At 59.9% G+C, this 20,056-nt stretch carries 18 protein-coding genes; 5 read left to right on the top strand and 13 right to left on the bottom strand.

Annotation, left to right across the window (positions count from 1 at the left end):
- Positions 1–162: 162 nt before the first annotated feature.
- Entirely contained in the window at positions 163–993 is an 831-nt protein-coding gene (locus tag AC06DS_RS04775; RefSeq protein WP_477101141.1) for an LmeA family phospholipid-binding protein, read from the top strand.
- A gap of 10 nt (positions 994–1,003) precedes the next feature.
- Positions 1,004–1,645, top strand: coding sequence for a heme-binding beta-barrel domain-containing protein (locus AC06DS_RS04770; RefSeq protein WP_293791127.1), 642 nt, complete (start codon positions 1,004–1,006; stop codon positions 1,643–1,645).
- Positions 1,646–1,679: 34 nt separating this feature from the next.
- Here AC06DS_RS04770 and AC06DS_RS04765 read toward each other — a convergent pair whose 3' ends face one another.
- The gene (locus AC06DS_RS04765; RefSeq protein WP_477101140.1) at positions 1,680–2,618 is read right to left on the bottom strand and encodes an aminodeoxychorismate lyase; all 939 of its coding nucleotides are present in this window, start codon (positions 2,616–2,618) and stop codon (positions 1,680–1,682) included.
- 78 nt (positions 2,619–2,696) lie between these two features.
- Here AC06DS_RS04765 and ygfZ point away from each other — a divergent pair, with 78 nt between their 5' ends.
- Both ygfZ and AC06DS_RS04755 read left to right on the top strand, forming a co-directional pair.
- Positions 2,697–3,968, top strand: a complete 1,272-nt coding sequence (gene ygfZ, locus AC06DS_RS04760; protein WP_477101180.1) for a CAF17-like 4Fe-4S cluster assembly/insertion protein YgfZ — start codon at positions 2,697–2,699, stop codon at positions 3,966–3,968.
- Positions 3,969–4,191: 223 nt separating this feature from the next.
- Positions 4,192–4,437, top strand: a complete 246-nt coding sequence (locus AC06DS_RS04755) for a DUF3073 domain-containing protein (RefSeq protein ID WP_293791124.1) — start codon at positions 4,192–4,194, stop codon at positions 4,435–4,437.
- Between the two features lie 96 nt (positions 4,438–4,533).
- Here AC06DS_RS04755 and purM read toward each other — a convergent pair whose 3' ends face one another.
- The 3 genes from purM to AC06DS_RS04740 all read right to left on the bottom strand — a co-directional run bounded on the left by purM (position 4,534) and on the right by AC06DS_RS04740 (position 7,656).
- Positions 4,534–5,628, bottom strand: a complete 1,095-nt coding sequence (purM, locus tag AC06DS_RS04750) for a phosphoribosylformylglycinamidine cyclo-ligase (protein ID WP_477101139.1) — start codon at positions 5,626–5,628, stop codon at positions 4,534–4,536.
- A 36-nt stretch (positions 5,629–5,664) separates the two neighbouring features.
- Positions 5,665–7,164: an amidophosphoribosyltransferase gene (purF, locus tag AC06DS_RS04745; RefSeq protein WP_477101179.1), complete on the bottom strand. Its 1,500-nt coding sequence runs from the start codon at positions 7,162–7,164 to the stop codon at positions 5,665–5,667.
- A gap of 111 nt (positions 7,165–7,275) precedes the next feature.
- Positions 7,276–7,656, bottom strand: coding sequence for a sterol carrier family protein (locus tag AC06DS_RS04740; RefSeq protein ID WP_448307117.1), 381 nt, complete (start codon positions 7,654–7,656; stop codon positions 7,276–7,278).
- 144 nt (positions 7,657–7,800) lie between these two features.
- Between AC06DS_RS04740 and AC06DS_RS04735 the strand changes: the two genes are divergently transcribed.
- Positions 7,801–8,868, top strand: coding sequence for an acyl-CoA thioesterase (locus AC06DS_RS04735; protein ID WP_448307115.1), 1,068 nt, complete (start codon positions 7,801–7,803; stop codon positions 8,866–8,868).
- Positions 8,869–8,949: 81 nt separating this feature from the next.
- Here the strand turns inward: AC06DS_RS04735 and purL are convergent, their stop codons facing one another.
- From purL to AC06DS_RS04690, 9 genes are all read right to left on the bottom strand, one after another.
- Entirely contained in the window at positions 8,950–11,376 is a 2,427-nt protein-coding gene (gene purL / locus AC06DS_RS04730; protein WP_477101138.1) for a phosphoribosylformylglycinamidine synthase subunit PurL, read from the bottom strand.
- A 30-nt stretch (positions 11,377–11,406) separates the two neighbouring features.
- Entirely contained in the window at positions 11,407–12,078 is a 672-nt protein-coding gene (gene purQ / locus AC06DS_RS04725) for a phosphoribosylformylglycinamidine synthase subunit PurQ (RefSeq protein WP_477101137.1), read from the bottom strand.
- A gap of 1 nt (position 12,079) precedes the next feature.
- On the bottom strand, positions 12,080–12,334 hold the full coding sequence (gene purS, locus AC06DS_RS04720; RefSeq protein WP_293791118.1) for a phosphoribosylformylglycinamidine synthase subunit PurS: 255 nt from the start codon (positions 12,332–12,334) through the stop codon (positions 12,080–12,082).
- A 78-nt stretch (positions 12,335–12,412) separates the two neighbouring features.
- Positions 12,413–13,147 carry a DUF2334 domain-containing protein gene (locus tag AC06DS_RS04715; RefSeq protein WP_293791117.1) on the bottom strand — a complete coding sequence of 245 codons (735 nt, stop codon included), beginning with the start codon at positions 13,145–13,147 and terminating at the stop codon, positions 12,413–12,415.
- 75 nt (positions 13,148–13,222) lie between these two features.
- Positions 13,223–15,463 carry a S9 family peptidase gene (locus AC06DS_RS04710; RefSeq protein ID WP_477101136.1) on the bottom strand — a complete coding sequence of 747 codons (2,241 nt, stop codon included), beginning with the start codon at positions 15,461–15,463 and terminating at the stop codon, positions 13,223–13,225.
- A 57-nt stretch (positions 15,464–15,520) separates the two neighbouring features.
- A complete protein-coding gene (locus tag AC06DS_RS04705) occupies positions 15,521–16,414 on the bottom strand; it encodes a phosphoribosylaminoimidazolesuccinocarboxamide synthase (RefSeq protein WP_448307106.1) in 894 nt (297 codons plus the stop codon).
- 98 nt (positions 16,415–16,512) lie between these two features.
- On the bottom strand, positions 16,513–17,943 hold the full coding sequence (gene purB / locus AC06DS_RS04700; protein ID WP_477101135.1) for an adenylosuccinate lyase: 1,431 nt from the start codon (positions 17,941–17,943) through the stop codon (positions 16,513–16,515).
- Positions 17,944–18,026: 83 nt separating this feature from the next.
- Positions 18,027–18,686 carry a potassium channel family protein gene (locus AC06DS_RS04695; protein ID WP_034973876.1) on the bottom strand — a complete coding sequence of 220 codons (660 nt, stop codon included), beginning with the start codon at positions 18,684–18,686 and terminating at the stop codon, positions 18,027–18,029.
- The gene (locus AC06DS_RS04690; protein ID WP_477101134.1) at positions 18,679–20,034 is read right to left on the bottom strand and encodes a TrkH family potassium uptake protein; all 1,356 of its coding nucleotides are present in this window, start codon (positions 20,032–20,034) and stop codon (positions 18,679–18,681) included. The genes AC06DS_RS04695 and AC06DS_RS04690 overlap by 8 nt, the downstream gene beginning before the upstream one ends.
- Positions 20,035–20,056: the final 22 nt, after the last annotated feature.

Genomic DNA, 20,056 nt, shown 5'->3' with positions numbered 1-20,056 from the left:
GGGGCTGATTGACAGCATTCTTACACCTAGGTTGAGATTGAGATGGCTGAAGCGTGGCGTCAATAAAAAGGCATTGGGGCACCTTGTAACCTTGGAGAGAACCAAAAAGCGCAATTGATCGCCGCGCTATTAGATAAGTATTTGGATGGAGCCCAGAAGGGGGTGACCGGCAAGGTGAAGAAGATCGCATTCCGCGGTGCAGTCGCCCTCGTAGTGCTGCTTTTAGTGGCAGCAGTCGTAGACAACGTGATCGCAGCCCGGGCGGAGCACAAAATCTCCGAAGCGCTCTACGCCGATTCCAATTTGGCAAATCCCCCAAAGGTGCAGGTAGCCGGCTTCCCCTATACCGCCTCGGCACTGAGCCACGAACTGCAAGCCGTGACGGTGGCAGCCAATGACGTCGACGTGCCAGGGTTCGGGTTGATGAGCGTGCATACCTCGGCGCAATACGTCACGGTCTCCGCCGAAGACGTATTTAACGGCACAATTGAAAACGCGCCAGCGCGCAAGGTGTTTACCCGACTACAACTCGACGGCGTATTACTGGGCAATCGCATGGATATTGATGCCCTGCAGATCCAGAACCTGGACGATATTTCACCGCGCGGCGGTTGGGAGACCGAGGCCATTTTCGAGGGCAAGCCCAAAGGGTTTGCCAAGCCCGCCAAGGTGGAAGTGAAACTGCGCATCGTCGCAGGCACCATGAAAATCACGCCTATCAGGATTCTCTCTGCACCCGACGGGCTCGATATCAAAGCCAAAGACGTCAACGACGAAAACAAACTCGATGACAGCATTGCGGATCGAATCAACAACGCTTTTAGCCTGAGCATCCCCGGCAAAAACCTCCCTATGCGGGGCGACCCTGAACGTATTTATGTCTCCGGCGGATCCCTGTTTGTAGAGACCTCAAAGGTCTACACGAAAATCAGCCTCTCCGATCTGGCTCCGCGATCCCGACCCCTCAGTGAAGAGGAGCGTCCCAGCCTATAGGCTTACAGGTATGGCTGAAGAAGAAAATAAGAAGTTTAAAGTCAACGCGAACGACGCGGTTAACCTGGCCGCCGAACAATCCAAGTCCACCAGTGACAAGAACTTGCCGGAGTTCGGCGATCTGCCCATCCCCGATGACACAGCCAACCTGCGCAAGGGGCCAAACCTACACGACGGCCTACTGGCACTGCTGCCACTTATCGGTGTGTGGCGTGGTCAGGGTCAGGCTGCACCTCCCGGCGAGGACGAATTCACTTTCGGCCAGCAGGTCGTCTTCGCCCACGACGGTGAAAACCGCATCAGCTATGATTCCCGTTCCTGGCGGATGGATGACGACGGAAAGCCGACCGAGACCCCGGGCCGTCGCGAGTCAGGCTTCCTGCGCATCAACGATGATGATGAAATCGAGATGATCATCACCCACTCCGACGGAATGGTGGAGATCCTTTATGGCAGTCCGCTGAATGAGCGCGCCTGGCAGCTGGAAAGTGCGTCGACGATGGCGACGGCGACCGGCCCGACCAATCTTGGTCCCGGCAAGCGCCTTTATGGTCTGATGCCGAACAACGATCTCGGCTGGGTCGACGAGCGCCTTATCGACGGCGAGATGGTTCCCTGGCAGTCCGCTCAGCTTTCCCGTGTGGTGGGCTAGCCGGTACTAGCTAGTTTTAGCTGGTTTAGCCAGTTTAGCTAGTTACAGCCTCCCAGGCCATCGCCTCTACTTCATCGGCAACCTCCGGCCATGGCAGGCTCACCCCATCCAATTGGATTACTCGGGCCTGCACACGCACGGAAGAGACAAGCCACACTCCGGCAGCATTCAGCAGATCCTCAACCCGCAGGACTCGTTCCTCGGTTTTCCATCCCCGCTGCTCGGCCAGCTTAAACAGCGCGGCCTGCGACGTGCCTTTGAGAATTCCGACATGGGTCGGAGGAGTGACGAGTCGCCTCTCCCCCGTCGCCGAATCTACTTCTGCGACAACGACAGTGGACGTTGGCCCCTCCAGCACCAGTCCTTCGTCGGAGAGAAAAATTACGTCATCCACTCCACGGGTCTTTGCACTGCGCAATGCCGCCATGTTCGCCGCATAGGAAAGCGTCTTAGCGCCGATAAGCGCCCACGGCGAACGCTCGGAAAGATCGATTCTAAAGCCCCTCTCAGCGGTCATTACTCGCACGCCATGCTTCCGATCGTGCAGTACCTGCTCACTGATAGGCGCGACGGTTACCCATCCGGTCGGTCGGCCCGTGGACTCCCGTCCCCGCGAATAAACCCAGCGCAGCGCGGCCTCTTGTCCGGGGCCGTTTTTCTCTTCAAAGCTCGCCACGGCTAGGTCAGTAGCGCGGAACCAGCGATCGAGTTCCGGTTCGGGCAAATCGAGCATCGCTGCGCTGTGTTGGAAGCGAATAGCATGGCGCTCCCGGTTGCGCACGTGGCTATCGCGAAGCATGAAGGTCTCAAACACTCCGTCTCCGCGCACAGCTGCTAGATCGTCGGCGTAGATCATCGGCACGGTTACGTCTCGAACCTGCGGATCTGCGGCTTCAGCTTCCGCCTCCGTGTCTACGCCACCATTGGTTCCCAGAACGTCAACGACCACGAACTCTGCTTCCCGATTGCTCATGTCTTTAATCCTAATCCCAGCTGTTTAACGGCCCTTGCAGTACCTGCTACTGGCCAGCTCGCCCCACCCCGTCCTACGATAGGTGGCGTGTTTGATCTGACTCACAGCCCGATCCTCGACCATGTCCCCACTGCCAGCGCATTATCAGGCAGGGAGGACACCCTCGGATCGGAGGCGCAGGAAGCTCGAGCCGAAGCTCCAGCCCCGGATGGCGCCACTGCGTGGCACTACGGCAATCCCCTGACCGAGCAGTCACAGGTCGGAAATGGAAAGCCTGGCCTCGTGGACTTCTGGGATCGAGTGGCCATCCGCATCTCAGGAGCAGAGCGCCGCGATTGGCTGAACAATCTAATCTCCCAGAAGGTCAATGCCATCGAACCAGGCCAAGCCACCTTCGGCCTGATCCTCGATGTCAAAGGACACGTCGAGCACTTTTTCGGCATCCTCGCCACCGACGATGCCCTGATCCTCGATACCCCAGCCACCCACGCCGATGCCCTAGAGGACTACCTCCGCAAGATGGTCTTTTGGTCGCAGGTCACCGTAGAGCGACTTCCGTGGGCACGACTCACGGTACTTGGCACGCACCTAGCCGCTGATTCCTTGCTCTTTGCTCACGACGCCACGTCGTCCGCTGTCCTGCGTACTCAGTTGAACATCGACATTCCAGAAGATATGAAGGTACAACTGTGGCGCACCGAAACTATCGGTGAAATTCAGGCCTTGGACCTCTGGGTTTCCCGAGAGCAATTCGTCGATACATGGGATCAGCTCACAGCTGGCGCATTCCACCCCACCGGACGCATGGCTTTTGATGCGTTCCGCGTTCAGGCACGCCTGCCGATCTTGGGTGTAGATACTGACGAACGCACCATTCCCCATGAAATTCCCGCCTTCATCGGCAAAGGCATCAGCGGTGCTACACAGCTAGATAATGCAACCGCCGGCCCCACTGAATCCGCTGTCCACCTCAACAAGGGCTGCTATCGGGGACAGGAGACAGTTTCCCGCGTTCATAACCTGGGCAAATCACCCCGAGTCTTGGTGCTGCTGCAGCTCGACGGATCCGCCAACCGACTACCGGTAGTGGGGGCCGATGTCACCGCTGGCGGACGGGCGATCGGCCGAGTGGGATCTAGTGTGAATGACTGTGATTACGGACCTGTTGCCCTTGCTTTGATGAAGCGGAATGTGGTGGAGAAGGTGGCGTCACACAACAGCGATGTACCACCGATCCTGGTGGACGGGATCGATGCCGCGATCGACTCAGCCGACCTAGAGAAGGCAACTGGCGACAACTCGATCCGACCCGGGCGCGCGGCGATCAACCGCCTGCGCGGGAAGAATTAGAAAAACCTGACACTTCGTTGCCCCCTTAACTCCGCGACGATCATGCAGGTCGCGGGGTTTATTTCGTTGCGCATCCCCCGCGCTTACCGAACGAAGCGGAGGGGCTTTTGGGAAAAAATGATCGCTAACCGCTATGGTGTAGGGCAGGAAGAAACTTAACATGTAAACGAAAAGGGTGGCCGAACTCCCGCGCCACTCGAGGACACCGCAAGGGGGTCAGGCCATGGGTCGCGGCCGTGCCAAGGCAAAGCAAGCCAAGGTTGCTCGTCAGTTGAAGTACAACGCTCCGGAAATGGATCTGGAGAGCCTGCAGAGGGAACTCTCCGGGCAGTCGCAAAACCGGGGCTCCAGCTCCCGACACAACGATAGCTACGACGAGTACGAAGATGACTACAGCGAGTACGCTGCGGAATACGACGACTACGGCGACGATTATGAGGACGACTACTCCGGCAACTCCCGGAAATAGCTAACCTTCCACAGCAAAACTCCCGCCCCTATCCACAGCGCTCCTCAAAGCGCAAGGGGCGGGAGTTTTCTATTCCCGACTAGATAGCCGCCGGTCTTAGTCGTTGACCGGATTGCGGTACTCGCCATCCAGAACCGCACCGGATTGGCCATCCTGTGCCGGGCGTACTTCGCCCAAGCGCCAGGCGTCGATGTGGCGGGCGGTCAGCATAGCCATGGCACGCTCGGCATCATCTTCGGCGACGACGGCAACCATGCCCACGCCCATGTTGAAGGTCTTCTCCATCTCTTCTTGGGAGACCTGCCCTTCCTCCTGGATCAGACGGAAGATTGGGCCAGGCGTCCAAGAGGAGCGCTCCAGCGCGGCGACCAAACCATCCGGGATAACGCGGGCTAGATTAGCTGCCAAACCACCACCGGTGATGTGCGCGAAGGTATGCACATCGCACTCGCTTGCCAGCTTCAGGCAGTCGAGGGCGTAGATGCGGGTGGGCTCGAGCAGTTCTTCTCCCAGTGTGCGACCGAGGGATTCGACGTGTCCGTCCAATGGCAGCCGCTTGGTATCCAGCAGGACGTGGCGCGCCAGGGAGTAGCCATTGGAGTGCAGTCCAGAGGAGGCCATGGCGATCACCACGTCGCCCGGACGCACGCGATCCGGCCCCAGCACATTCGCTTCTTCGACCACACCGACGGAAGTGGCAGAAACGTCGTACTCATCCGGCTCCATCACGCCGGGATGTTCAGCGGTTTCGCCACCCAACAGTGCACAGCCTGCATCCTCACAGCCTGCCGCAATGCCCGCTACGATACTGGCAACGTGCTCGGGTACTACCTTGCCAATGGCGATGTAATCCTGGAGGAACAGCGGCTCGGCGCCACAGACAACCAGGTCATCCACGCACATTGCCACCAGGTCGCGACCGATCGTGTCGTGCTTGTTCATCGCCTGCGCGACTGCCAGCTTTGTACCCACACCATCAGAGGAGGCGGCTAGAAGTGGCTTTTCGTACTTGCCCAAGGCAAACAGACCGGCGAACCCGCCGAGTCCACCGCGTACCTCGGGACGGGTGGCCTTCTTAGCTAGCGGGGCGAAAAGCTCTACCGCGCGATCGCCGGCTTCAATGTCGACACCGGCAGCGGCGTACGATGCGCCCTCTGCCTGCTTCGGGGTGTTCTCAGGGTGCTCACTCATGGCTTGTCCTTAGCTTTCTGGCTTTCTAGCTCTTTACTACTGGGCTGGCTGCTTCTGGGCTTGCTGCTTCTGGGCTTGCTGCTTCTGCATTGTCTCTACCAGTGCTGTATTCGGGTTATCACTTGGCATTCCCAGCGGGAACACACCGTCAAAGCACGCTGCGCAGAGCTCATCCCTGCTTTGTCGTGACGCCTCGATCATCGCCTCGGTCGAAACGAATGCTAGGGAATCCGCATCGATTTCCTTACGGATCCCTTCCACCGGGTCCTCGGGGTTCACGTTATTCGCGATCAGCTCGGTGGGCGAGGCAAAGTCGATGCCATAGAAACACGGCCACTTCACCGGCGGCGAAGCAATACGAACGTGAACTTCCTTCGCTCCTGCTTCACGCAACATCTTGATCAGCGCGCGCTGAGTGTTGCCGCGAACGATAGAGTCATCCACCACTACCAGGCGCTTGCCTTCAATAACCTCGCGCAATGGATTGAGCTTAAGACGAATGCCCAGCTGACGAATTGTCTGTGAGGGTTGGATGAAGGTGCGCCCCACATAAGCATTCTTCATCAGCCCTTGGCCGAATGGAATGTGCGAACCCTGGGCGTAACCAACCGCCGCTGGAGTACCGGATTCGGGAACGGGGATTACCAAATCGCCGTCTGCTGGCGCCTCCTCAGCGAGCTTCCGGCCGATTTCCAGGCGCGTACCGTTGACGGAACGGCCGCGGATGACCGAATCGGGGCGAGCCAAGTAAACGTACTCAAACACGCATCCCTTGTGCTGGGTCTCCGCGAAGCGACGGGAACGTACACCATCACCGTCGATGATCACCAGCTCCCCTGGCTCTACATCGCGGATAAAGCGGGCGCCCACAATGTCCAACGCTGCGGTCTCGGAGGCGACCACCCAACCGCCACCCGCCAGCTGGCCGAGGGAAAGCGGACGCACACCCTGTGGATCGCGGACTGCGTATAGTGCATCGCCGTCGGTGAACAGCACGCAGAAAGCCCCCTTGACCCTGGGGAATAGCTCCATGGCAGCTTCTTCAACACCGTGGCCCTCCCGCGTCTCGGCGGCCAGTAGCGCGCACATCACCAGGGAGTCGGAAGGGTTTTCCTTCGGATCCACCAGCCCTAAGCGCGCTGCCTCCTGGGTGAGCTCACGGTGATTCACCAGGTTGCCGTTGTGTCCCAGTGCCACGTCGGTGCCGTCAGGCGCCATGCGGAACATCGGTTGTGCATTCTCCCAGCTATTGCCACCCGCGGTGGTATAGCGATTATGCCCCATACCGATGTGCCCCTTGAGGGCCTCCAGGGATTGCTCGTCGAAGACCTGGCTCACCAGACCCAGGTCCTTAAATACGACAATTTGGTCGCCATCGCCGACGGCGATACCGGCAGCTTCCTGACCACGGTGCTGCAACGCATAGAGGCCGTAGTACGTCAGCTTAGAGACGTCCTCCCCCGGCGCCCATACACCGAATACGCCACATTCTTCCCGGGGCTCGGTTTCGCCTCGGTCATCGAATGGGCTCAGCAACTGTTCTGCCTCTGTTTGGTTCACTTGGCCTTCAATGTTTGCCACTATCCCGACTTTACTAGCCGATTCGCGCTAACCCAAAGGGATGGGGAAGGATCTCCCAGCCACACATCAAAATCGAAACAGCGGAAGATGCTCCGCGATGGCGGAAGCGCGAGTTCCGGAGGTATCGGCGTCAGAACCAATAAGATCTTCCTGCCCCACAACCAGGCGCAACCACGTTAACGGCGAGCACTGCACAACATTGGGCGGGGTACCGCGGCGATGCTCTAGCCCGGCGATGCATTGAACGGCAGCGAAGGGCGGCACCCGGACTTCGACGGAATGGCCGGGGGCGATCTCCTCGAGTACAGCCAGGGAGAGACGAACGGCCGCCGCAACGTCAGCACGCGGTGGACGGGGCTGATCCTCTGGCTGTCGAACCCACACCGCCACTTTTTCGACGGCACGACGAGCCTCAGCGGACAGTTCCGGACCGTGTAAATGCCTCATACAAAGAAATTGTAGTGCTCGGTAGAACACCGAGTTGTGCGTCACGATAGTATTGGGAAGTTGAACGCGAAAGCGCAGAAGAATCGCAAAATAGCTGCAAAAATAACAGAATTGAAGCAAGCCCAAAAAGAGGAAGGCAGCCACGTGGCAGAAACCACCGAAAGCACCACTCAGAACGAGCAGAACGCACCTGACACCGCGGCTAAGGCTCAACAAGAGTCTGCACATGAGCGCAGCCCGAAGGTCACGTTGCGCTTCCTAGCTGCCCCGACAGACGTGCTGATGGCTGGCGCCATGGGCGTGCACGGCGGCCGCGTATTGGAGTGGATCGATAAGGCTGCCTATGCCTGTGCGGTCGGCTGGGCACAGTCTTATTGCGTGACCGCATACGTTGGCCACATTCACTTCACCCGTCCGATCCCTTCGGGTCACATGGTGGAGGTTCGCAGTCGCATCGCATATACCGGTCGCAGCTCCATGCATATCGTCAACGAAGTGCTGTCTGCTGACCCACGCGAAGGCGTATTCACCCGCGCCTGCGACTGCCTCGTGATCTTCGTGGCTTTGGACGAAAACGGAAAGTCCAAGCAGATCCCCTCGTACGTTCCGACGACCGACGAGGAAAAGCGTGTGGAAGAGGCGGCACTGTCGCGCATCCAGTTGCGCAAGGCAATCGAAGAAGAGATGCTGCGACAGACCTACACCGACAAGTCGACCGCACCGGAGATGGTGAACCGCTTCCTCGCCAAGCCGACGGACGTTAACTGGGGTGGCAATGTGCACGGTGGCACGGCCATGGAATGGATCGATGAAGCCGCCACGGCCTGCACGATGCAGTGGACCGGCGAGCGCACCACGGCGGTGTACGCCGGCGGAATTCGTTTTTACCGCCCGGTACACATCGGCGACCTGGTGGAGGTGGACGCACGCCTTGTGCGTACCGACGAACGTTCGATGACGGTGATGGTGCACCTACGCGCCGGCGATCCGCGTGAAGGCAAGGGAAACCTGCCAGTGGCCATCCACGCGTCGATGACCTACATTGCCGTGGATCTGGACGGTAACCCCCTGCAGGCACGCCAGTACACGCCAGTGACCAACGAAGACAAGCGCCTGGAAGAGCACGCCGCTACGCTGCGTAATCTGCGCAAGGATTTCCTGCCTCGTCCGCTGGTGAGCCCCAGCGACCGCGACTTCCGCTTCGTGGAGTAGCACTATCCCCTAGGAGCCCAACAAAGCTGAAGGGCGCGCGACCAATTGGTCGAGCGCCCTTTGAGGTTTACGGAAACCCTTTTAGATCACCGAGTTATTGCCAGCGGCGTGGCTAAACAGTGCGGGCAGCGTGGACTTCCAGGCTGTGGTCGCCTCGTCAAGAGAGACCACAACGTCGAAGTCATCGTCATGCTGCTTGGCCGGGTCGAGCTCGACCTCCCCGCCGAACGGCAATGCCGGGTAAATACCAGATCCGAAGCGGATGATCGGCTGATCCGCAGCGTCACTTACGCCAGTCAGACCAATCCAGCCGCCGGTCAGTCCGGTCTCGGCCAGGTCGCGCATCAGGTCGCCGTAGTCCTCGCTGCGGACTGCCAGCAAAACGCGGGAGGCCGTCTCAGAGAACAGCCCCACCGCAGCCTGCTGTGCCAGCGTGCGGCCTTCTGCAGTAGCGGACTCATGCTGGCTCAGCAGCGGGTTCACGGCCACTCCCCGACCAGACTGGATTGCCAGTTCAACTACGGCCTGGGATAGGCCGCCTTCAGAGAGGTCATGGGCAGTGACGATCCTGTCGCGTTGGTCGGTGATGAATGCACCCAGGCGCTGTTCCACGGACAGGTCAACCTGTGGAGGCAGGCCTGCCAGCTCATCGTGGACGACCTGCTGCCAGATAGAGCCTCCGAGTTCCTCCCGGGTCTCCGCGCCAACCAGCACCAGGTGGTACTGTTCTTGCTTCTCGTCAGCGGACTGCTTAGGCAGCTGCTGCGGAATACGGCGGGCGCAGTCATCAATGGTGCCCAGCACAGCGATGACCGGGGTCGGCAGGATGGCGGTATCGCCGGTTTGGTTGTAGAAGGAAACGTTGCCACCGGTAACCGGAATGCTCATTTCCTTACAACCATCGGCCAGGCCATGTACGGCCTCGCGGAACTGCCACATGACGGCAGGATCCTCCGGAGAGCCGAAGTTCAGGCAGTTGGAGACAGCGACCGGAGTGGCACCTGTAACCGAGACATTGCGATAAGCCTCAGCCAGCGCCAACTGGGCACCAGTTCGCGGATCCAGGCGGGTGTAACGGCCAGAGGCGTCAGTAGACACCGCAATGCCACGACCGGTCTCCTCGTCGATACGCAGTACGCCCGCGTCGGCGTCCTTGGCGGAAACGGTGTTGCCTCGCACGTAGCGGTCGTACTGCTCGGTAATGTACTCGCGGGAGCACAGTGCCGGGGAGGCCGCGAGGTCAAGAATCTGGCCGCGGACTTCCTGGGCGGTCTCCGGCAGTTCGACGCCACGAGCCTCGTTCAGCTGATCCTGCTCAGCCGGGCGCTCGTAGGGGCGCTCGTACACCGGGCCTTCCTCGGCCATGGTGTGTGCCGAGGCATCCACCACGATCTCGCCGCAGTGCTCAATCACAAGGTTCTCGCCGTCGGTGACGCAACCGATATCGGACGCCAGGACATCCCACTTGCGGCAGATCTCCATGAAAGCGTCGACGTGCTCCGGAGCCACGACGGCGCACATGCGCTCCTGCGATTCGGAAGACAGAATCTCCGCTGCCGTCATTCCCTCGGCGCGCAGGTGGACGTTGTCCAGGTTAATGTGCATACCGCCATCGCCTGCGGATGCGAGCTCGGAGGTGGCACAAGAAAGGCCAGCGCCACCGAGGTCTTGAATGCCGACGACCACGCCGGCGCGGTATAGATCCAGGCAGCACTCGATCAGTACCTTCTCTGCGAAGGGGTCGCCTACCTGCACGGCAGGCAGCTTGCGCTCTGCGCCTTCCTCAAAGGTGTCCGATGCCAGGACGGACACGCCGCCGATTCCGTCCAAGCCCGTGCGGGAGCCGAAAAGGATCACTCGGTTGCCCTTGCCAGAGGCAAAGGCCAGCTTCAGGTCCTCAGTCTTCAAAGTGCCCACACACAAAGCATTGACCAGGGGGTTACCGGCGTAGGAGGCGTCAAAAACAGTCTCGCCGCCAATGTTCGGCAACCCCAAAGAGTTGCCATAACCGCCCACACCCGCAACTACGCCAGGCAGTACGCGCTGGGTATCTGGTAGGTCGGCTGGGCCGAAGCGCAGCTGATCCATCACGGCCACTGGGCGTGCGCCCATTGCCATGATGTCGCGGACAATACCGCCTACGCCCGTGGCTGCACCCTGGTAGGGCTCCACGTAAGAGGGGTGGTTGTGGGACTCGACCTTGAAGGTGACGGCATGGCCATCGCCGATGTCGATCACGCCGGCGTTTTCACCGATGCCGGCAAGCATCTTGGACTTCATTTCGTCTGTCGTGGTCTCACCGAAGCACCGCAAGTGCGTCTTGGAGGATTTGTACGAGCAGTGCTCGGACCACATTACGGAGTACATGGCTAGCTCCGCATCGGTCGGGCGGCGACCCAGGATTTCCTTGATGCGTGCGTACTCGTCGTCCTTCAGGCCCAGCTCGTGATACGGCTGCTCCAGGTCCGGGTTGGCCTTAGCGTCGGCGACCGTGTCGTTGTGAATCATGGGGATCGGGTGCTCCTTGTATCAAGAAATTTAGGAAACGAGCGTGGACAGAACCGACTTGAACAGCCCCAGGCCGTCCAGGGAGGGGCCCGTCAGCGTTTCAACGGCGTGCTCCGGGTGCGGCATCAGGCCAACTACACGGCCATTTTCACTGCACACACCCGCGATCGAATTGCGGGATCCATTGTGGTTCTCGACATAGCGGAACACCACGCGGCCTTCTGCTTCCAGGCGTTCCAGCGTCTCGTCGCTGGCCTGGAAGCGTCCCTCGCCGTGCTTGGAAGGCACTAGAATCTTGGTTCCCTCGGCGAACTGGTTGGTCCAGGCAGTGGAAGTGTTTTCCACGTCTAGGCACACGTCGCGACACACAAAGTGCAGCCCCTCGTTGCGGGTCAAAGCACCTGGCAGCAAGCCGGCCTCCTGCAAGATCTGGAAGCCGTTGCAGATTCCCAAAACCGGGGTGCCATGTTCAGCGGCAGCCACGACGGACTTCATTGCCGGGGCGATAGAGGCGATGGCACCGGCGCGCAGGTAGTCACCGTAGGAAAATCCGCCGGGGACAACCACAGCGTCAACATTCTTCAGATCCTCGTCCGCGTGCCACAGCTCCACCGGTTCTGCTCCTGCCAGGCGCACTGCACGCACGGCATCGACATCGTCGAGAGTGCCGGGGAAGGTGATTACTCCAATGCGGCTGGTCAATTTACTTGGCCTCCGCATCTGCGCCTTCGACGACAACGTCGTAGTCCTCAATCACGGTGTTTGCCAGCAGGTCGGAGGCGATCTTTTCCAGATCTTCACGGGACACTCCCTCGTCGACCTCCAGCTCAAAACGCTTTCCCTGACGTACATCAGCTACTCCGCTGATGCCGATACGTCCGAGAGCGCGGACTACGGCCTGCCCTTGCGGATCGAGGATTTCCTTCTTGGGCATAACGTTGACGACAACACGAGCCATGGCTTCTACATTCTCCCAGCTTTGCGGTATTTTCCCGGTAGGTTACCGCCCCATCGTAACACTGCCGCGCGACAGCTTTTAAGCCACAGATGCCTGCTGGCGATCTGCATAATCGCGGTAGTTCGCCGACTGGTAGCCGCTTTCCCGCAGCAGCTCGAGAATGCGCAGCATATCGTCCGCTACGTCGTCTTTGTCGGCTTTCGCTGCGCTGATGGAAAGGCGGATATCCCGCCCTCGTGTCACGCCGCGACGCACGCTGTTAAGGACGTTTCGACGCCACCACTTCACCGATCCGAACCCGTCGCCAAACGCGAGTACGCGCACCGGGTAACGATCGTCATGGGAAAGATCCCGGATGGTGTACGCATCCGCCGCCACGTCGAACCCGACCTTAGCGGCGGCCTGCAGTGCGTCCTCCGACGCCAGCCAACGGGTCGGCGCAAACACCTTCGGGGCTAGCCCGAGCGCGTCCAGCTGGCGGGTAGCTGCGGAGAGCCGCAGGGTCGCCTCGTGCTGACCGAGCCGGTGGAACTCCCCCTTATCGCTTGTCCCACCGAGCGGCCCTAAACCGCCGAGCAGCAATTCGTGCCCACGGGCAGCGGAATCGTGAATCAATTCCAACGTCGCCCGGTCGTCCTTTAGCCTCCAATCCGGCCCCTGCACCGTAAGCACAAGTCCCGCATGGATTTCCAGAGCGCGGGCGGCATCTCGCATCCGCTCGGCCGCGGTGACAGTGGCCCGGCGCAATCCCGTGATCGTCAGCAGCACACGAGGGGCGCGCTGGGTGCTGAGGTTGGACTGTACGGGGTTCATAGCTGCATAGATTTCCCCACCCAAATGAACGGCAGGTAACGCCAACCCTACATTTGGTTGTCGAGTTGTTGAAAGCTAGCCGAGCAGCTCGGTGGCTCCCATTTTGTCCAGCTCCCAGGCGGTCTCGAAGGCCGCTTGGCGCCACTTGGCATAGCGGCCGGAAACGCCACCATGGCCCGCTTCCATGTCGATGTGCAGTAACACCCGATCCCGGGGATTATCGTCACCGTCACCCGACTTGTCGGCTCCCACTTCACGCAACTTGGCGACCCATTTCGCTGGCTCCACGTACAACACACGGGTGTCATTGAGGCTGGTCACAGCCAAAATCGGTGGGTAGGTCAGATCGGCGGAAACATTTTCGTAGGGCGCGTAGCCGGCCATGTAGTCATAGACTTCCGGGTCGTGGAACGGGTCTCCCCATTCATCCCATTCCGTCACGGTCAGCGGCAGTTCTGGCATGAGCATGCTCGTCAACGGATCAACGAAGGGAACAACAGCCTCAATGCCCGCAAAGCGATCCCCCGCCATGTTCGCCACTGCACCCATTAGCATGCCGCCGGCGGAGCCGCCCTCGGCCACCATCTGCTCACGGGTGGTCATTCCCTCGCGTAGCAAGTGGTCTGCGACGGCCACAAAGTCCGTAAACGTGTTTCGCTTTTCCAGCCCCTTGCCGTGGTCGTACCACAAACGCCCCATTTCGCCGCCGCCACGGACGTGCGCAATGGCGTATACCACGCCACGGTCCAGCATGGACAGACGGAACAGAGAGAACCCAGGGTCAATGCAGTTTTCGTAGGAGCCGTAACCGTACAGCAGCACCGGGTTCGGCTGGTTCACATCCACGTCCGTGCGGTGAATCAGGGAGACGGGAATGCGCGCACCGTCCTCTGCGGTCGCCCACAGCCGCTGGGAGGTGTACTGCGTGGGGTCGAACTCCCGGCCATCGGGGTCAGCCAACACCTGCTGCTCCTTGCGCAGGATCCTCTCCCCCGTTGCCAAGTCAATGTCGTAGACCCGGGGTGGCGTGGTGAAGGCAGTGTAGGCCACACGCAAAACCGGGCTGTCCCATTCACTATTTCCGACAGTGCCGACCCCACAGAGTTCCCCGGGGAATTCGATCCGTTCGAACTCGCCAAAGGCCGGGGTGGAAGATTCGCCGGTCGAGGTGTCGGCGTCACCAAGTTTCATGATGTAGCTGGTCTCCAGCGCATTTTCCCGAGCTTCGAGGACGATGTGGTCGCTGAAGACATCTACGCCCTCCAGTCGCGCATCGTCACGGTGCGGCACAAGTGCTTGCACATCGTCCCAGGAGGCGATCTGGCCAGTTGGGTGGTACCCGAGTTCGCTGTTCGCACCTGTCTTGTTGTGCAGCACCAGCCACAGATCCTCACCACCCACGACTGCATGGTCCACCGCATACTCCACATCAGACTCGCGCGGGATAATGCAGGTCAGCTCGGCATTCGGATCTTCCAGATCGAGGTACCACACGTCACTGGTCACCTTCGACCCCGTATGGACCAGCAGGTAACGCTCAGAGCGCGTGGTTGCCACGCCGGTCCAAAATCGTTCGTCGTCTTCGCGGTACACCAGCTCGTCTTTATCGACGCCCTCACCGACTGTATGGCGCCAGATCTCGTGTGGTCGCCACGCTTCATCGACACGCTGGTAGTACACGGTATCCCTACCGACCCAGGTGGCACCGTAGAAGACGTCCTCGATCTCGTCTTCTAGGTCCTCCCCCGTCGTGAGGTCGCGGATGCGCAGGGTAAAGCGTTCGGAACCAGTCTCGTCTACCGAGTAAGCCAGGCGCGTGCCGTCTTTGGTGACGCTAGCTGCGCCCAGGCTGAAGAACTCCTTGCCCTCGGCTAGAGCATTGCAGTCCAGGAAGGTTTCCTCGCCCGGCGCGGGAGTGCCGGGTTCGATGGTCGGTGGGGTCCAGTCGTCCTTGTCCGCGATGGGAACCCGGCACATGGTGCCATAGCTCTTGCCCTCTTCGGTGCGGGAGAAGTACCACCAGCCCTCGGAACGGACCGGCAAAGACATGTCCGTCTCCTGCACACGGGCCTTAACCTCATCGAAGAGTCGCTCCTGTAGGGGCTTGAGGTGGGCTGTCTGCTGGACGGTCCAGGCGTTTTCCGCCTCCAAGTGCTGGCGCACCTCGGGGTTGTCTTTCTCGCGCAGCCATTCGTAGTTATCCACGAACTCGCGGCCATGGAAGGTGCGGGAATGCGGCACCTTCTTTGCAGTTGGCGGGGCGGTAATTGAATTGCTGTTTGTTTGAGGCGCGTCGTTAATAGGCATACGCGCCATGCTACTCAGACTAAGTAGTCAGGGCTTTAAGCCCCTTTTGAGCCCGCTAGAAGACCTTTAGACGCACTGGCCGATCCAGTCGGAGAAGCGCTTGCCCGAAAGCTTCTCGTAGGCCTCGATGTAGCGGGAACGGGTCGCCTCCACAACAGAACCCGGCAGCGGCGGCGGGGGTGTGCCCTCCGACTTATCCCAGCCCGACTTCGGACCGGTCAGCCAATTGCGCACGTACTGCTTGTCGAAGCTGGGCTGTACCTTGCCCTCTTCGTAGCCTTCGGCGGGCCAGTAGCGGGAGGAATCCGGGGTGAGAACCTCGTCGGCCAACACAAGTGTGCCGTCGGCATCCAGGCCGAACTCGAACTTGGTGTCCGCCAGGATCAGGCCGTGCTCCTCGGCGATAGCTGCGGCCTTCTTGTAGATGGCCAGCGTGGCGTCGCGCAGTTCGTTGGCGCGCTCCTCGCCCAACTCCTCAACAACGACGTCGAAGCTCACGTTCTCGTCATGCTCGCCCAGCTCTGCTTTCGTCGCCGGGGTAAAGATCGGCTCCGGCAGGCGCGATGCCTCAACCAACCCCTCGGGTAGTTCCACACCACACACACTGCCGGTTTCCTGATATTCCTTCAGGCCGGAACCAGTCAGGTAGCCACGCGCCACGCACTCGAAGGGGATCATATCCAGCTTCTTACACAGCATGGCCCGGCCAAGAACGTACTCGGGGATCCGCTCGTCATCCAAAGCACCGGCCAGGTGGTTGGGGAAATCGAGCTCATCGAAGAAGAAGGCGCTCACGGCAGTGAGCACTCGTCCCTTGTCGGGGATTTCCGTTTCAAGGACGTAGTCATAAGCACTGATCCGGTCGCTGACAACCATCAACAGGTTATCCTCATCGACCTCGTAGATCTCTCGCACTTTACCTGCGGAATGATGCTCGTACTCGCACAGTTCTGGACGCATGAGTAGACAGTGTAGCCCTGTACTAGGCTTTTGACTATTTATGCCCAGAACCTTGCGGGCGATCAGCGTTTCCGCTGCTAGTGAATGCTTAGGATTCGCTAGAGAATCTCCCCCGGCGCATATGCCGCAGCCTCCGGGTGGCGCCCAGTGACATCCCCAATGCGTGCCAAGACTCGGGAAACCTGCGACTCTGCCGCGCCGATGAAGGCGTGGCGGTCAGCCAACGCGTCCTCAAGCTGCGGCTCATCCAGTGGGAAGCGGTCGTCGCTGGCAAGACGCTGCACCAGGTCTTGGTCACCACCGTTTTCGCGCATATTCAGCGCTACAGCCACGGCGTGCTCCTTAATTAGCTCGTGGGCCGTCTCGCGGCCTACTCCGGCGCGCACCGCGGCCATCAGGATGCGTGTAGTAGCCAGGAACGGCAAGTAGCGCTCCAGTTCGCGGTCGATCATCGCCGGGAAAACCCCGAACTCGTCCAGGACGGTCAGGAAGGTCTCACACATGCCGTCGAAGGTGAAGAAGGCGTCGGGAAGAGCAACACGGCGAACCACAGAGCAGAACACGTCGCCTTCATTCCACTGTGCACCGGCCAGATCCGCTGCCATGGTCAGGTAGCCGCGCAGCAGAATCTGCATTCCGCCTACGCGCTCGCAGGAGCGGGCGTTCATCTTGTGCGGCATCGCGGAAGAGCCAACCTGGCCTTCCTTGAAGCCTTCCGTGACGGTCTCGTTCCCCGCCATAAGGCGGATCGTCATTGACAGGGAGGACAGCGCGGCGCCAACCTGCACCAGGGCGCTTAGCGCGTCCATATCCAGGCTGCGTGGATAAACCTGTCCGACGGAGTCAAAGACCCGAGAGAAGCCCAGGTTTTCGGCGATGGTGCTCTCCAGCGCCGCCAACTTGGATTCGTCCCCGCCGACCAGATCCAGCATGTCCTGGCTGGTACCCATTGGGCCCTTGATGCCACGCAGCGGGTAGCGGTCCAGCAGATCCTCGATGCGCTCCAGCCCCACCAGTAGCTCATCCGCGGCGGAAGCAAAGCGCTTGCCCAAGGTAGTTGCCTGGGCGGCAACGTTGTGAGAACGGCCTGCCATCACCAGAGACTGGTTCTCGGCTGCCCGTCGGCCAATGCGCGCCAGCACGGCAACAGCCTTGTCGCGGGCGAGCTGTAGGGAGCTAAAGATCTGTAGCTGCTCCACGTTCTCCGTCAGGTCGCGGGAGGTCATGCCCTTGTGAATGTGCTCCTGGCCGGCCAGCGCATTGAACTCTTCAATACGCGCCTTCACATCGTGGCGGGTAACCTTCTCACGATCGGCGATGGAATCCAGGTTGACCTGGTCGATCACCTTTTCGTAGGCCGCGATAGCTTCGGCTGGAACATCCACTCCGAGGGATGCTTGGGCCTTCATGACTAAGATCCAGAGCTTACGCTCCATGATGATCTTGTCCTCTGGCGACCAGATGGCGGTCATCTCCGGAGAGGCGTAGCGATTGGCAAGGACGTTGGAAATCTTTTTCTTAGCAGGCACGCCCCCGAGTTTATGCGCACTGCATAATTTTCGGAATCCGCGCCCGCCCAGCGCCCGCCCCGGCCCTGCCTCGGCTCCGCAGGCTAACTATCCGCGAACTTGTCCAAATCCTTTACCCGCCCCGCGGCGATCAAAATATCGCCAGAGCGGATCACATAGCCTGCCGGCGGGGTGGAAAAGTTTTCGTCTGCGCAACGTACTGCGACGATCGCAATTCCCTCTGGGGTTTCCTCGATCTTGCGCCCGTGCATACACAACGGTGGCGCGAGCTTCGCCATGGCAAAGTCACTGTCGAATTCGATGTATTCCTGGATATGCCCTGCAATGAGGTGAGCCACGCGCCGTCCGGTGTCCCGCTCCGGGCGCACGACGTGGTGCACACCGATCTGTGTCAGGATCTTTGCGTGCGCCTGATTGTCGGCCTTAGCCCAGACGTTCGGTACGCCCAGATCCATCACGGCTGATGCTGTAAGTAGTGACGCCCCCATCTCCGAGCCGATACCGATCACAACTCGTTCTGCGTCTTGCACACCGAGCTGTCGCAGCGCGTCCTGGTCAGTTGTTTCTGCGATCACAGCGTGAGTCAGCAGCGGAGCAGCTTTCGCCACGACCGCTTCGTCAACGTCGATCCCCAGGACTTCCACACCAGATTGGACTAGCTCTTCCCCCAAAGCCATACCAAAACGACCGAGGCCGATGATGATAACTGGAGGATTACTTGGGCGGGAAAGGAACTTAGCCAATGAACGGCCTTTCTACTGGGAAGGAATAGAGGCGTTGATTAGTACGAGCAGCCAGCGCCGCGACCACAGTGATGGGGCCGATACGGCCAACGTACATCAGAACAACGAGCCATATACGGGCGAAATCAGGCAGGTCGGGGGTAATACCGGTAGTCAGCCCCACGGTAGCGAACGCCGAAATGACTTCAAACGTGATTTGGTGCGAGTGGTACTGAGGCAGCAGCAATTGCAGCCCCATGATGGATCCCGCGACGATCAGGAAGGCCATCATGAACACAGCCATGGCTTGGCGGACAATGCGTCCTGGAATACGCCTGCCGGCTACCAGCAACTGTTCGTCGCCGCGCACCTCCGCGATTAGCACTGCAACCAGCAACGCGGCGGTCGTCACCTTCACGCCACCTGCGGTACCGCCGGAACCACCGCCGATGAACATGAGGAAATCGGTCAGCATCAACGAGGAAGGACGCAAGCTCGAAAGATCGACCGAGTTGAAACCGGCAGTGCGGGAAGACACGGAGTGGAAAAACGCTGCCTGCACAGCCGACCAGGGTGACAGCTCACGGAGGCTATTCGTCCACTCCATCACTGCAAATCCAACTGTTCCAATTACCAGCAGAATAGCCGTGCCAATCAGGGTAAAGATCAAGGTCAGAGAGCGTGGGCGCTTCACGTTAGAGCGCCAACGTGCCCTGATTTCGAGGAGCACCGGGAAGCCCAAGCCACCGATGATAATGCCTGCAGCAATGGGCAGAATAATGCCCGCGTCATTGACATAGGGCACGAGGTTATTGGATCGCAGACCGAAGCCAGCGTTGTTGAACGCGGAGATCGCATGGAAAACGCCCTCCCACACTGCAGGCAGAAAGTCATAGCCGTACTGAGTGGCGAAACGAAGGGTGAGGATGATTGCGATGACCAGCTCAATTGCCAGGGAGAAGCCGACGGTGCCGAGGATGACGGTGCGAATTTCGCCAAGATCCCTTCCGCGTTGTTCCGCCGCAGCGCGTAGCCGCCCTTTGACGCCCATCCGTCCAGCGAGCACATAACTCACTACTGTGGCCAGTGTCATGATGCCGAGGCCACCCACCTGAATCAGCGACATGATTACCACTTGTCCGAAATGGGACCAGTAGGTGGCGGTATCCACAACCGTGAGCCCCGTAAGGCACGTGGCTGACGTTGCGGTAAATAGAGCGGTCGTGAATTCCGGGCTTTCCGGTCCGCTGCGTGCGATGGGCAGAAGAAGCAGCAGGGTGCCGGCAAAGATCAATAGCAGGAAGCTGACCGAGACCAGCTGTGCGGGGCTAAAACCTCGCCGACGATTATCGCCAGGGTGTGTAATCACAAGTCGCTACTTTAAACCTATT

Source organism: Corynebacterium sp. TUM25015, assembly GCF_056393505.1.
The sequence above is the reverse complement of the archived record's forward strand: the minus strand, read 5'-3'. Positions and strand labels throughout refer to the sequence as shown.

Coding starts and splice junctions, on each gene's coding strand:
- AC06DS_RS04740 (WP_448307117.1), bottom strand. CDS start 7,656: ATGAGGCATTTACACGGTCCGGAACTGTCCGCTGAGGCTCGTCGTGCC.
- AC06DS_RS04755 (WP_293791124.1), top strand. CDS start 4,192: ATGGGTCGCGGCCGTGCCAAGGCAAAGCAAGCCAAGGTTGCTCGTCAG.
- AC06DS_RS04715 (WP_293791117.1), bottom strand. CDS start 13,147: ATGAACCCCGTACAGTCCAACCTCAGCACCCAGCGCGCCCCTCGTGTG.
- AC06DS_RS04765 (WP_477101140.1), bottom strand. CDS start 2,618: ATGAGCAATCGGGAAGCAGAGTTCGTGGTCGTTGACGTTCTGGGAACC.
- purS (WP_293791118.1), bottom strand. CDS start 12,334: ATGGCTCGTGTTGTCGTCAACGTTATGCCCAAGAAGGAAATCCTCGAT.
- AC06DS_RS04705 (WP_448307106.1), bottom strand. CDS start 16,414: ATGCGTCCAGAACTGTGCGAGTACGAGCATCATTCCGCAGGTAAAGTG.
- purM (WP_477101139.1), bottom strand. CDS start 5,628: ATGAGTGAGCACCCTGAGAACACCCCGAAGCAGGCAGAGGGCGCATCG.
- AC06DS_RS04710 (WP_477101136.1), bottom strand. CDS start 15,463: ATGGCGCGTATGCCTATTAACGACGCGCCTCAAACAAACAGCAATTCA.
- AC06DS_RS04770 (WP_293791127.1), top strand. CDS start 1,004: ATGGCTGAAGAAGAAAATAAGAAGTTTAAAGTCAACGCGAACGACGCG.
- purL (WP_477101138.1), bottom strand. CDS start 11,376: ATGATTCACAACGACACGGTCGCCGACGCTAAGGCCAACCCGGACCTG.